6 protein-coding genes and 1 pseudogene are annotated in these 14,003 nt (G+C 64.2%); 5 read left to right on the top strand and 2 right to left on the bottom strand.

The features are described 5' to 3' along the window. Positions 1–77: 77 nt before the first annotated feature. From H9658_RS07060 to galA, 4 genes are all read left to right on the top strand, one after another. Positions 78–974, top strand: coding sequence for a LysR family transcriptional regulator (locus H9658_RS07060; RefSeq protein WP_191824861.1), 897 nt, complete (start codon positions 78–80; stop codon positions 972–974). Positions 975–1,449: 475 nt separating this feature from the next. Next, on the top strand, positions 1,450–4,137 hold the full coding sequence (locus tag H9658_RS07065) for a TonB-dependent receptor (RefSeq protein WP_191824862.1): 2,688 nt from the start codon (positions 1,450–1,452) through the stop codon (positions 4,135–4,137). Between the two features lie 22 nt (positions 4,138–4,159). Then, positions 4,160–5,341: a glycoside hydrolase family 53 protein gene (locus H9658_RS07070; RefSeq protein WP_191824863.1), complete on the top strand. Its 1,182-nt coding sequence runs from the start codon at positions 4,160–4,162 to the stop codon at positions 5,339–5,341. Continuing rightward, a complete protein-coding gene (gene galA / locus H9658_RS07075; RefSeq protein ID WP_191824864.1) occupies positions 5,338–7,893 on the top strand; it encodes a beta-galactosidase GalA in 2,556 nt (851 codons plus the stop codon). The genes H9658_RS07070 and galA overlap by 4 nt, the downstream gene beginning before the upstream one ends. 272 nt (positions 7,894–8,165) lie before the next feature. Here the strand turns inward: galA and H9658_RS07080 are convergent, their stop codons facing one another. Beyond that, complete coding sequence (locus tag H9658_RS07080) at positions 8,166–10,094, bottom strand: alpha-L-fucosidase (RefSeq protein ID WP_191825076.1); 1,929 nt, start codon at positions 10,092–10,094, stop codon at positions 8,166–8,168. Between the two features lie 439 nt (positions 10,095–10,533). On the opposite strand from H9658_RS07080, the pseudogene H9658_RS23280 reads away from it, so the two are divergent. Next, positions 10,534–10,656 (top strand): annotated as a pseudogene (locus tag H9658_RS23280) (MutS N-terminal domain-containing protein); the annotation flags it as partial. Between the two features lie 883 nt (positions 10,657–11,539). Here H9658_RS23280 and H9658_RS23180 read toward each other — a convergent pair. Beyond that, entirely contained in the window at positions 11,540–12,826 is a 1,287-nt protein-coding gene (locus tag H9658_RS23180; RefSeq protein ID WP_191824866.1) for a ricin-type beta-trefoil lectin domain protein, read from the bottom strand. Positions 12,827–14,003: the final 1,177 nt, after the last annotated feature.

A 14,003-nucleotide genomic window follows, 5' to 3' on the forward strand; every position in this document is an offset into this window, starting at 1 on the left:
CAGGATGCGCCCGGCCATCCTGTCATTCCATCGCATAATGCCGGATAGTTCGTTCGTCCCAATCGAACGATCCCGCCGTGACCCTGGAACAACTCGCCCTGTTCGTCGCCGTCGCCGAACGCCAGCACCTGACCCTGGGTGCGCAGGCCGCGCATCGCACACCGTCGGCGGCCAGCGCCGCGATCAAGGCGCTGGAAACCCGGTACGGTGTGCCGCTGTTCGACCGGGTCGGGCGCGGCATCGCGCTGACCGCCGCCGGCGCGGCGTTCTTCGAGGAGGCCAAGGCGATCCTGGCGCGCACCCGTGCCGCGGAACTGGCCCTGAGCGAATGGCGCGGCGTGCTGCGCGGCACCCTGGACCTGCACGCCAGCCAGACCGTGGCCAGCTACTGGCTGCCGACGCGGCTGATGGCCTTCCACGCGCGCTTCCCGCAGATCCAGATCCGCCTGAGCGTGGGCAACACCGAAAGCGTGGCGCGCGCGGTGCTCGAGGGACGTGCGGAACTGGGTTTCGTCGAAGGCGGCGTGCACGATCCGCAGTTGCAACTGTCCGCGCTCGGCCACGACCGCCTGCTGGTGGTCGCCGCGCCGGCCCATCCGCTGGCCGGACGCCTGCGCCTGGGCCTGCCGCGGCTGGCCGAGGCCAGCACCTGGATCATGCGCGAAGCCGGCTCGGGCACGCGTTCGGAGTTCGAAGCGGCGCTGCGCGCGGCCGGGGTCGCACCAGAACGCCTGCGCGTGGCGCTGACCCTGCCCTCGAACGAGGCGGTGCTGTCGGCGGTGCACGCCGGCCACAGCCTGGCGGCGATCTCGCAGCTGGCGGCCGCGCCGTGGCTGGAGAGCGGCCGCCTGCAGCGCGTCGGCACGGCGCTGGGCGCGCGCACGTTCCACGCGTTGCGCCATCGCGAACGCAGCCTGGGGGCGGCGGCGGCGGCCCTGCTCGACAGCGGTGACGCCACGGATGCACCTGGCTGAGGCCGACACCCGCCGGCACAATCGCGGCGATCGGCGCGCCGCGCGCAGCCGCGTCGGCAAACACACATCGGTCTTGCGCAGGCGCTACAGCGAAGGCGTCGCGTCGCCCTGCCCCGCCGCGGCGGGCGCCGTGCGCAGCCGCCGACAGCGCCGCAGCGCTTGCGCCATGCCGCTTTGCAACATGGCGATCAATTCCAAAACAAGATAGCCGACGCAAAATGCTTCATTGGAATGGAATGGCTACGCCTCCTATGCTCGCCCCAGTTCCAGGCAATCGCAGCGGCGGCAAGGGGCCACGTCCGCCACCGACGGCGACCGGAACGCAACAAGCCTCGCGCAGCGAGGCCGCGATGCACCACACGTTCGCAATGTCCGCATGGCTACAGGCCCTGCGACCCTGCCAGCGCGGCCAGGATCGGATTGCCCGGTCCCATTTCAACTTGCTCGGTAACTTTCGTCCTGGGAGGGAACAAAGATGCCTTTTCAACACCAGTGTCGCCCGGCTTGCCGGCGCGCGCAGCACCAGGCCGCCCGCACGCTGCTCGGCTCGGCCATCGTCCTGGCCCTGGCCAGCAGCTTCGGCGCCCACGCGCAGAGCGTCGCCGCCGATCCGGCGGCGCCGGCCGGCACCGCGAGCGGCGATGCCGGGCAGGCACCGGTCACCCTGGACAACGTGATGGTGATCGGCCAGCGCGCCAGCCTCGACCAGGCGGTGCAGGCCAAGCAGCTCGACGACCACGTGGTCGAGGTGATCTCCGCCGACAACATGGGGCAGATGCCCAACGTCACCGTGGCCGAGGCGCTGGTGCGCCTGCCCGGCGTCAACGGCACCCGCGACCGCGGCAACGAAAGCCTGGCCACGGTGCGCGGCCTGGGTCCGCGCATGACCATGGGCACCGTCAACGGCCGCGAGATCGCCTCCTCCGAACCCAACCGCGCGGTGCGCTGGGAAGTGTTCCCCACTGAGATCGTCTCCACGGTCAAGGTCTACAAGACCCAGTCGGCGGACCTGGTGGCCGGCGGCATCGCCGCCACGGTGGACATCTCCACGATCAGCCCGCTCGACCATACCGGCCCCACGTTCGTCGGCACCGCCGGCCCGATCTACTACGACGAGGCCAAGGACGTGGACGGCTATTCGCCATGGGGCAGCCGCCTCGGCGCCAGCTGGATCCACCGCTTCAACGACAACCTGGCCATTGCGCTCGGCGCCACCTACCAGAAGCAGAAGAACGCTGGCGTCTCGATCGGCAGCTGGGGCTACACCGACGACAGCAACGCGCGCGACGTCGATGGCGACGGCAAGGTCGATTACACGCCGTGGGGCGCGGCCGACCAGCTCAAGCTGACCGAACAGACCCGGACCGGCGCGATGGGCACCGTGCAGTGGCGCTCGGGCAACTTCGAACTCAAGCTCGACGGCCTGTATTCGCGAATCAAGATCGACGAGGACCAGCGCCAGAACTGGTTCAACAACCTCGGCTACAGCATCTTTTCCGCCAGCAACCCTTACACCACGCCGGGTTCGTCCTACACCATCGTCGACGGCGACGTGGTCGCCGCCACGCTGGCCGATTCCAACCTGCAGGTGGACCACGTCATCAGCCACTACAGCGAGGTCAAGACGCTCGCCGCCGGCGGCCTCAACGCGAAGTGGAGCGGCGACGTGTGGACCCTGGGCGGCGACCTGTCGTTCTCGCAGGCCAAGCGCGACAACGACTGGCGCGCGGTGCGCTTCGGCAGCAATCCGGACACCGTGTCCTTCGACTTCCGCCACGGCGTCACCCCCACCATCAGCACCAGCTCCGACACGCCGGAATGGGGCATCAGCGGGCAGACCGAGCCGCAGGCGCTGCGCGACCGGATCGCGGCGCTGGCGCTCAGCGCCAGCCGCACGATCGCCGATTCGCCGATCACCGCGCTGCAGTTCGGCGCGCGCGCGGCGCGGCGCGAGAAGGAGAACCGCCACTTCACCAGCTTCCAGTCCGGCTACGACCAGCCGATCTCCGCCTACCAGGACCTGATCCATCCGGTGCAGATGCCCGACCTCAACGTGCCGACGCTGACCGGCGGCGATCTGGACGCGATCGCCGAGCTCGGCTTCGGCGGCTTCGATCCGGCCCTGAACACCGAACAGCTGCTGGACCACTGGAACGTCAAGGAAAACGTGCGCGAAGCCTTCGCCAAGGCGGTGTTCAGTTCGCAATGGTTCGGCATCGACGTCACCGGCAACGTGGGCGTGCGCGCGGTCCACACCGACACCACCAGCGACGGCTACGACACGGTCGGCGGCGTGGTCCAGCCCAGCAGCGCCAGCAACGACTATACCGACGTGCTGCCCAGCGCCACGCTCAACTTCCTGCTCGACGACGAGCGCATCCTGCGCTTCTCGGTGGCCAAGGTGATCGCGCGGCCGCCGCTGGACGAACTGCGCACCGGTCGCGCGCTCGACGACCCCAACACCACCGTCGGCCAGCTCACCGGCAGCGGCGGCAACCCGCAACTGAATCCGTTCCGCGCCACCCAGCTCGACCTGTCCTACGAGTGGTACTTCCACAAGGAAGCGCTGGCCGCGCTTGCGCTGTACCGCAAGTGGGTGGACTCGAGCATCGGCTACAAGACCCAGCACGAGACCATCGACGGCCGCGACTACCTGATCAGCGGCCCGTTCAACGGCGGCGGCGGCTACATCAACGGCGCCGAACTGACCTTCCAGACGCCGTTCTTCTTCATCCCGCACATGGAGAACTTCGGCGTCTACTCGAACTATTCCTACGTCGAGTCCAACCTACACGAGTTCTCGCCGGCCGACGATCCGCTGCCGCTCAGCGGCCTGGCGCGCAACACCGGCACCTTCGACCTGTGGTACAGCAACAGCAAGTTCGAAGCGCGCGTGGGTTACAAGTACCACAGCCCCTACACCGTGGTGTACGGCTGGAACGCCGCACGCCTGGCGCGGCTGGAAAGCGAAGGCACGGTGGACCTGAGCCTGGCTTGGCGCTTCAGCGAGCACCTGGGGCTGAAGTTCCAGGTCGGCAACCTGACCAACGAGCCGTTGCGCGCCTACAGCGACAACAAGCGCAACCGCCTGGCCAACCAGGACGACGGCGGCTATCAGCTGTTCGGCCGCCGTTTCGCGCTGGAAGCCACCTACACGTTCTGAGCCCTTCTGCCGCAGGTACCGCATGCCGCACATACGCCGTCACTGGATGCCAGCGCTCGCGCTGGCCCTCGCCGCCGCCCTAGTCTCCGCCGCCGCAGGCGCCGGTCCGCTGTACCTGGGCGCCGACCTGTCCTACGTCAACGAAATGGAGGACTGCGGCGTGCAGTACCGCGAGCACGGCGCGGTGCAGGACCCGTTCGTCCTGTTCCATGCGCACGGCGCCAATCTGGTGCGCGTGCGCCTGTGGAACGATGCGCGCTGGACCCGCTACAGCGACCTCAGCGACGTCAAGAAGACCATCCGCCGCGCGCGTGCGCAGGGCATGCAGGTGCTGCTGGACTTCCACTACTCCGACGACTGGGCCGATGGCGAGAAGCAACTGATTCCCAAGGCCTGGGCCGCGATCACCGACCAGGACGAACTGGCGCGCACGCTGTACGGCTACACCTACGACACGCTGAGCGCGCTCGATCGCGCGGGGCTGATGCCGGAGCTGGTGCAGGTCGGCAACGAGAGCAACTCGGACCTGATGGACAGCCAGCCGTGGGACAAGCGGCGGCCGATCGACTGGGCGCGCAACGCCAAGCTGCTGCGCGCCGGCATCCAGGCGGTGCGCGACGCCGGCGCACGTTCGGCGATCCAACCGAAGGTGATGCTGCACATCGCCCAGCCCGAGAACGTGGAGCCGTGGTTCGCCGCGGCCAGCAAGGCCGGCGTGCGCGACTTCGACTTCATCGGCATCAGCTACTACCGCAAGTGGTCCAGCGAATCGATGGCCGGGCTCGGCGCCACCATCAAGCGCCTGCGTAGCCGCTACCCCGCCGAAGTGATGGTGGTGGAGACCGCCTACCCGTGGACGCTAGCCAGCGGCGACGCCTCGCACAACCTGCTGGGCGAGGACTCGCTCATCGCCGGCTACCCGGCCACCCCGCAGGGGCAACTGGACTACCTGGTCGATCTCACCCAGCTGGTGATCGACAACGGCGGCAGCGGCGTCGTGTACTGGGAGCCGGCCTGGACCAGCAGCAGCTGCAAGACCCGCTGGGGCACCGGCTCGTCGTGGGAGAACGCCAGCTTCTTCGATTTCGCGCACGGCAACGAGCTGCTGCCTGGCATCGGCTTCATGCGCCACGCCTACCGGCCTGCGCCGCAGGCCAGGACAGACGCGGCGGCGACGCCGCAGGTAAAGGACCCGCAACCATGATCGAACTGAGCCGACGCGACCTGCTGCGCTCGCTGGTCGCCGGCGGCGTCCAGGTGGCCGTTCCCGGCGCGGCGGCGGCCTTGGCGCCGGCGGCGCTGGCCGCGAGTACCACCGGCGCAGGTCCGGCGCTGACCTGGGACGAGGATGCGCCGGCACCGCGCGAACGCCTGCTGTGCGACTTCGGCTGGCGCTTCCACTTCGGCCATGCCGACGATCCGGCGCGCGACTTCAACTTCGGGACGTTCCAGCGCACCTACGCCAAGGCCGGCAAGGACACCGCCGACGCGGCCCTGCCCGGTTTCGACGACAGCCGCTGGGACGCGATCGATCTGCCGCACGACTGGGCGGTGGCATTGCCGCCGCGCCAGGATCCCGCCTCCGCCAGCATCCTGGTCGACGATCCCGCAGCGGCGCACGGCTACAAGCCGCTCGGCCGCAACGACCCGCAGACCAGCATCGGTTGGTATCGGCGCGAACTGGAGATTCCGGCCGACGATCTGGGCAAGCGGATCTGCCTGGAATTCGACGGCGTGTTCCGCGACTGCATCGTGTTCTGCAACGGCCACATCGTCGGCCGCAACGCCAGCGGCTACTGCGGCTTCGAGGTCGATCTCAGCGACGTGCTCGACTACGGCAAGCGCAACGTCATTGCCGTGCGCGTGGACGCCACCCTGGGCGAAGGCTGGTTCTACGAGGGCGCGGGCATCTATCGCCACGTGTGGCTGCGCAAGACCGATGCGCTGCACGTGCCGCTGGACGGCGTGTTCGTGCGCAGCCCGTGGCAAGGCGGCGCCGCGCAGGCGCTGGTCAGCACCGAACTCGGCAACAGCGGCGCCGAAGCGCGCAATTGCAGCGTCACCTCGGTGATCCGCGCGCCGGACGGGCGCATCGTCGCGCGCGCGACCAGCGCGCAGGTCACCGTGGCGCCGGGCGTGGTGCAGCGCGTCGAACAGGCGCTCGATCTCGGCACGCCCGCGCTGTGGTCGCCGGACACGCCGCAGCGCTACACCCTGACCACCCACCTGCACAGCGACGGCCGCGCCTGCGACGCGCTGCGCACGCGCTTCGGCGTGCGCAGCCTGCAGTTCGACCCGCAGCGCGGCCTGCTGCTCAACGGCGCGCCGTTCAAGCTGCACGGCACCAACAACCACCAGGACCACGCCGGCGTCGGCACCGCCATCCCCGAACGCCTGCACGAATGGCGCCTGCGCCAGCTCAAGTCGATGGGCTGCAACGCGTACCGCAGTTCGCACAACCCGGCCGCACCGGAAGTGCTGGAGCTGTGCGACCGCCTCGGCCTGCTGGTCATCGACGAGACCCGGCGCATGTCTTCCGACAGCGAGGCGCTGGCGGAACTGGAAACGCTGGTGCGGCGCGGCCGCAATCATCCCTGCGTGATGCTGTGGTCGCTCGGCAACGAGGAACCGCAGATGGTCACCGCGCGCGGCGCACGCATCGTCGCGCGCATGCAACAACTGGTGCGGCGCCTGGATCCGACCCGCCCCACCACCTTCGCAATGGACAAGGGCTTCGACGACGGCGTCGGCCAGGTGGTGGACGTGGTCGGCTTCAACTACCGCACCCCGCAGATGGACGCCTTCCACGCGCGCCATCCCGGCATCCCGATCTACGGCAGCGAAACCGGCAGCACCGTCGGCGTGCGCGGCAATTACCGCACCGGCGACGCGCGCGGCTACGCCCGCGCCTACGACCTCGACTACCCGTGGTGGGCGAGCAGCGCCGAAGCCTGGTGGAGCTACGTCGCGCAACGGCCGTACATCGCCGGCGGCTTCGTCTGGACCGGCTTCGACTATCGCGGCGAGCCCACTCCGTACAACCGCTGGCCGAACGTGGCCTCGCAGTTCGGCATCCTCGACAGCTGCGGCTTCCCCAAGGACAACTACTGGTACTACCGCGCGCAATGGACGCGCGAGCCGGTACTGCACCTGTTCCCGCACTGGAACTGGGACGGCCTGCTGGACGAACGCGACAACGGCATGGTCGACGTCTGGTGCCACAGCAACCTGGACGCGGTCGAACTGCTGGTCAACGGCGCCAGCCAGGGCCTGCAGCAGGTGCCCGCCTACGGCCACGTCGAATGGCGGGTCAAGTACGCGCCCGGCACCATCGAGGCGCGCGGCTATCGTGACGGCAAGCAGGTGCTGGTGCAGACCCGTGCGACCGTCGGCGCAGCTGCCGCGATACGCCTGCGCAGCGACCGCCCCGAGTTGCTGGCCGACGCCGAGGACGTCGCAGTGGTCGCGATCGAGATCGTCGATGCGCAAGGCCGCGTCGTCCCCACCGCCGACACCGCTGTGCGCTTCGCCGTACGCGGTGCGGGTCGGCTGATCGGCCTGGGCAACGGCGATCCGGCCAGCCACGAGAACGACAAGGGTGACAGCCGCCGCGCGTTCAACGGACTGTGCATGGCGCTGCTGCAGACCACGCGCACGGCGGGCACGCTGGTGCTGGAAGCGACCGCGCCTGGGCTGGCGCCAGCGCGGCTGGCGCTGAAGAGCGTGCGAACCAAGGTGCAGCCGTTCGTGGCCTGACGCGGGCGCGTCTTTTTTAAGAATCCACGCCGGCGCGCGCACAGCGGGCGCCGGGCGCTCCCGACGTCCCTCCTGCGCAGACGCCCAGGCGCACCACCCAAGGCCCGCCCATGCCGTGGTCGGCGCGATGGCGACGCACGCTGGGGTGACGTCGCCGACGCTTCACTCCGAAGCCGATCCTCACCGCCTCGGGCATCTCCAAGCGCGTGAAGCTGCGTCGCCCCCAGCGATCCGCTACCCCCACCGCGCATGCGGTGAGGGAGCGCAAGCCGTCACCGCAAGCGCGAGAATGCACCGATCCCGGCGATCGCCAGCCGCTCGGCGGGCACCGCCGTTTCGGCGAAGGACAGCCGCAGGTAGCGGATCTGGCGGACCTCGGGGAAATTCAGACGCTGGGTCGAGAGCGCATAGGCGATATTGGACAACTCGCCGGCGCCGGCCGGCTGCCAGTGCTGGCCATCCTCGCTGCTTTCGGCGCGATAGCCCTTCGGTGGCGCCGCGCCGTTCAGCACCGCGCGCGAGGGCGTGAGGCTGAAGCCGGCGACCTGGCGCAGCGCGCCGAGGTCGATGGTCACCTGCGCGGGATGGCCCGGCTTGGGCGCGGGCACGATCCAGATCGTGCCGGCATCGTCATCGAGCAACTTCTCCGCCCCCGGCGCGCTGGCCTCGACGATTCGCCAACCCGCGGTGGACAGCACGTCCGGCGCGTTCGCCGTTGGCCGCGCGACCGCAACCGGCGCAACCGCGCGGAACAGCGCGAATTCGCTGATCGCCGGGCAGACCGGCGCCTCGAGCACGAGCAGACGCACGCGGCGCGCAGTGACCGGGGCATCGAGCCGCAGGATCCGTTGTGCACCGATGCACTGCGCTTCGGCCAACCGCCGCCATTGCCCATCGACCTCGGCTTCGATCGCGAAGCGGGTGACGCGCACGCCCAGCGGCAGGTATTCGCGCAGCCGGATCAAATCGAAGCTGTGGACCGCCGACAGGTCCAGCGTCAGCGTCGGCGTGGTGACGTCGTCCGGCGTGGACCAGTAGCTGTCCGGCTGGCGGTCGAGCACGCGCGCCGGCTCGAAGCCGGGACCGCGCGACGCGCTGGCGCTGGCCTTGGCGCCCTTGGCCAGATCGATGGCGAAGCTGGCGCGGATCGCGTCGCCGAAACTCTGCAGCACTGCGACGTCGTGGTCGGCGATGCGGCCGCGCCGGTCCGGCGGAAGATTGAGGTTCATGTTGGTGCCGCGCGCGACCGAGGTGTCGAAATAGCGCACCAGGTTCTCCGGGCTGCGCACCTTGCCGTCTTCGTCGGCATGGTAGAACCAGCCCGGGCGGATCGAGGTGTTGGTTTCGGCCGGCCACCAAAGCGCCGCTCCGCGCACGCCGGCATTGCCGTTTTCCTGGGTGTAAGGCGCATTGGGCATGGTCGGCCAGCACGGATCGCCGGCGACGCCGTCCTCGTTGCCGACCCAACGGATGTCGGCGCCGAGCGGGTCGAAGGTGCAGGCCATCGGCTGGTGCTGGTGCACCAGCTCGATCATCCGCGGCCAGTTGTAGTAAGCGGGCGCATCGATCTTGCGCGTTTCGCGCGCTCCACCGTAGTAGCCGTCGCCGCCATTGGCGCCGTCGAACCAGAACTCGAACAAGTCGCCGTAGCCCGTGCACAGTTCGACGATCTGCTTGCGGAAATAGTCGAGATAGCCGGGGCGGCCATACTCGGCGTGGTTGCGGTCCCAGGGCGACAGGTAGATGCCGAAGGCCAGGCCGGCGCGCCGACACGCCGCGGCCATTTCGCCGACGATGTCGCCCTTGCCGCCCTTGTAGGGCGAATTGCGAATGCAATGCTCGGTCAGGCGTGTCGGCCAGAGGCAGAACCCGTCGTGGTGCTTGGCGGTAAAGATGATCCCTTTCAGATTGCCGGCCTTGGCCGCGGCGACGATTTGATCGGCGGAGAAATCGCTGGGATCGAATTTGCGCGGATCTTCGTCGCCGTAGCCCCATTCCTTGTCGGTAAAGGTGTTCATCGCAAAATGCACGAAGGCGTATTGCTCCCACCGATGCCACCGCAGCTGCCGCGCGCTGGGTACGGCGCCCCACGGCGCCGGCCCCTTCGGGCGCGGCGCAGCCGTGAGCTGCGCGGCGGATGCGCTGAAACCTGCGGCGACGGCCACAACACCCGTGGCAAGAAAGGTACGACGATCGATCATTGGCGCCTCCGACTCTGCACAAGTTTCGATCTTAGCTTTTCCAACGCCGCAAGAGTCCGCCCCACGAAGCAGCGGAAGGACGTGCAATGAGATCCGTGTGGCGATCCTTTGCTGCATGATTGGAGATTGACTGCGCGCTGTCGCCGATCCCCGTTTCCACGGACACTTGCAGCCGACGCCCAGACGACTCGACCGCACTTGGCATGGACTCGGCATTGCACGTACTGCACACCGACCGGACATTCCTTGCCTCCCGATTGGCCTTCCTGCAAGTCTCCATGGAAACGGAGCGGCACCCGGCGTTCCACAGTGGATCGGCAGGTGGCGCGTGGAGCCATGGAGCCAGGCTGAAGCCGCGCCGCCCTGTCCTTTGCTGGCTGCACACGTCCATACTTGCCCACAGCCCGCCGACCTGAAATTCCTTAAACCATTGAATCAGATGCGAAATCGAGAAAAACCCCAAACTCCTGGAAGCGCAGCGGAGCACACCCCGCTGATGAAGCAGTTCTTCGCCGCCAAGTCCGAATATCCGGACCTGCTGCTGTTCTTCCGCATGGGCGACGTTTTATCTGGCGCGAGCGCGCACTACCGCGCGGAGAGCTGCTGTAGAGGCGTTGCGGGGTACGCGGGCGTTTGAAAGAACTTCGTGCACTCGTAGCCGGGCGAACATCTAGGAAAGCAGTCGTCTTCAGCACTGCCATAAAGCCTGCGACTGAATGCTATAGAGCTGCCTATGGTTTATGCCAAATGATTGACGGCGAATTTCGCCAGCCCCCAAGATATTTATATAAAGCACGTCTCGATCTGCAAAACCCGGCGACCTGGCCGAGACCGGCATTGAAGCCTGAGTGGGAAGGATCGACGACTCCTGCGACAACGCGCTGACCGAGACGGCCAAAGGTTTGCATACGGTTGAGGTGATCCACCCGCAGTTACTTGAATGCCGGGGCGGTGGGGTGATGCCTCTGATCTGGATGGACTGGTTCAACCACGAGCGACTACTCGATCCGATGGGCATGTCAAAAAGCAGAAGCGAGATTGCCTACGATCAGCAATCGGCACAACGTTGGTTAGCCAATACAGCATGGCTCAAACCACCCCGCCACGGAGTATCCGGGTGTATCAGTTAAACCAAGGAGCCTTGAAGCTACAGCGGCTGGAAAGACCTCCAACGCCACGCTCAACAAATGCATCACTCATTATTTGAGGCAGCAAAAAAGGCGACCGGGCAGGAAATGCGGAAAACCTCATGCGCCATTAAGCACATCACGGCAATGAGTCCTATTGAGCATTGCAACGACCATACCCCAAATTCCACCATTGACGCTTCAATTTTTAAAGAAAAATTTTGCTAAACGCTCAATTGCCTATGCATCCATTACGTGCTGATGCCAGATCTAGATCTGACATCAGCACGAAAATATAAGCAAATCGGAACAGACTATCTAGAATCCCGAATATGACCAGACTTGGTTGGCATCACCAGTACAATCCCAAATGTATGTTTTAGCGCCATTAATGGCACCACGTCCAGGATCAGCAAGACACTTATTACTGGCAGCGCTCCGCACTTCTCCGATCAATTGCCACTGCTGATGAGACCCACCATTGCATGTCCACATTCTAATACGCGTACCATTATCCGACCTTCCTTCAGACGCCTCCAAACACTTACCGCCAGATTGAATTGAACCATTCCGCCCGAGCGTCCATTTTTGCTGTGGAAAGCCGTTGCAGTCCCAAAGTTGAACTGCGGCACCGTCTGCAGTGGATCCGCCCTCCACATCCAAGCATTTACCATCAATCCCTCGTAGTTCGCCACTGACTGGGTCGTAGTCCCAATGCTGCTGGCGATTTCCGAGCCATTCCCAAAGCTGCAACTTATTTCCATTTGCGCTGGATCCATTAATAACATCCAGCACTTTCCCACCAATTCCGACAACTGATGCGGAAGTAAAACTCCATTGCTGATTTTTTCCTGCTAATTGATCAAAGAGCTGAAGTGTAGACCCATTAGCTGTGGCATAGTTTGCCACATCAAGCACTCGTTGACTTGGCACACTTCTTAGATAGCCAGTACCCGCCTCAAGTGACCACACCTGCTGTTGATTACCGTTGCACGAATATTGCTGTATTGAAGAGCCATTCGCTGTAGCCCCACCCTGGACGTCAAGACACTTCCCACCCATACCGATGAGCGCACCAAATATTGAAGGAGTGGGAGTGGGAGTGGGAGTGGGAGTGGGAGTGGGTGCGTCTGGAATTTTTACGAGCACGATTCCCGAAGGAAAGTCTTTTCCACATAAATTCGTATTAGCTGATCCTGCTTTATACCAACCGCTAGGAATTGGCGACCAAGGACACACGACCACTCCATCCGTAGGAATCTGTACAGAATATCGACCCAAATCACAAACCTGACCGTAAGCATGCACCTGTGTAATCACGTAGCCTTCTGGAACAGGCGAGTCAGCACAGATGAGCATGTTGTTTTTTGGCAGCTCATAACGCCGAAATGAAAATAACGACCCGCAACCTGAAGAACTACTGTTTGCCGTGAAAACGTAACCGGACGGGGTGGGGCTATTTCCACAAGCCAATATCCCATCATAAGCTTTCTCAATAGTAAACCTACCTGCCAAACAACCCTGCGGGTTTGAATCATTTCTTGTTATTACATAATTTTTTGCGATAGGCGAATCCGAACATATCACAATGCCATTGTACGCCACATTGATCCGAACGCGCGCCTCTCGGCACGCTCCCGTATTATTATCCCCGCCAGTGATTACGTACGGATCAGGTATCAATGAACTGCGGCATACCATTTTCCCGTCACTTGGAAGTTCCAGCACCCATGCCAAACGGGATCCGCAACTTGACGAGTCCTTTAGGGCAGTCTTAACGTATCCTTGTGGCATAGCATTATTAGAACATACTTGGACTTGCGCTAACGCGCCACCAGAGTACATCAAAGAGAGAAATACCAGGGCCAACATTATAAATTTAACTCTATTCACCACATCCCCTTTTGATGGCCTGCCTGGCCAATAGATATTCTTACAGCACACAGCGTCAAGAATTTTCTTGAAAACTCACTTCTCGATAAATTCACTGCTTAGTCTATTCTTGACGCACCCAACAACTAAAAACCAATGCAAGTCCACTGGAATAACCGCGCCACCCCACTACCCGCAATACCGAGAAATTCACGCTTAGTCCAGCCATCCAACTACCCCGTCCAATAGTGTGAACGACCGCACCCAAACGCACAAGCACTTACATTCGGCCAACAACGATTCAGAGAAGCCCACCTCCCCGAAATCAACGACATACCTCGAAATGCAAAGAGATTGAACTCTTCTCTACCATGCTACGCAGCACTCTCAAACCATGAGCAATCGCCAATGTATTCGGGCACATCAGTCTGCGTCATCGAGTATTGGCAAACGACCCAATAGCCGTGCTCGTGCCGATATTCGCAATCTCGGAACTAGCTGTCGCGATCAGAGGGAGGGATCGGCAACCGGCTACTTGCGATGGCCAGACTGCCAGCTGCAGAGCTCGAATCGTCATCTGCCGTTCTTATCACTGATACATTGAACAGGTAACGATCCGCTGGTCAAAAAAGTCCAGCACAATGCACGAGTACAACTTAGCTACGCCAGCCTTGATCCCATTGATGTCCACGACCCATTAGACCTGCAACGTCAGCGTAAAAGCTGTCTCGCCTCAGTCATTTGCTCAAGCCTTGGGACGAAAGTGTGGACTGTTCAACAGGCCGAAGCGTTGGTCACGGCACCCCTTGAGTTCACTTCAACAGTGCCCCTCGTCTCTTAGATCCGCCTTGTACGCGTTCATGAAAGCGGGGGAAGCGAATCCCAGCTCGATCAGCTTAAACTTGTGGCG

Origin of the sequence: Xanthomonas bonasiae, assembly GCF_014836395.1 — a bacterium.
Classification (GTDB): Bacteria; Pseudomonadota; Gammaproteobacteria; order Xanthomonadales; family Xanthomonadaceae; genus Xanthomonas_A; species Xanthomonas_A bonasiae.

Bases quoted from the DNA above. Each gene is read 5' to 3' on its own strand.
- H9658_RS07065 (WP_191824862.1), top strand. From the start codon at position 1,450: ATGCCTTTTCAACACCAGTGTCGCCCGGCTTGCCGGCGCGCGCAGCAC.
- H9658_RS07070 (WP_191824863.1), top strand. From the start codon at position 4,160: ATGCCGCACATACGCCGTCACTGGATGCCAGCGCTCGCGCTGGCCCTC.
- galA (WP_191824864.1), top strand. From the start codon at position 5,338: ATGATCGAACTGAGCCGACGCGACCTGCTGCGCTCGCTGGTCGCCGGC.
- H9658_RS07080 (WP_191825076.1), bottom strand. From the start codon at position 10,094: ATGATCGATCGTCGTACCTTTCTTGCCACGGGTGTTGTGGCCGTCGCC.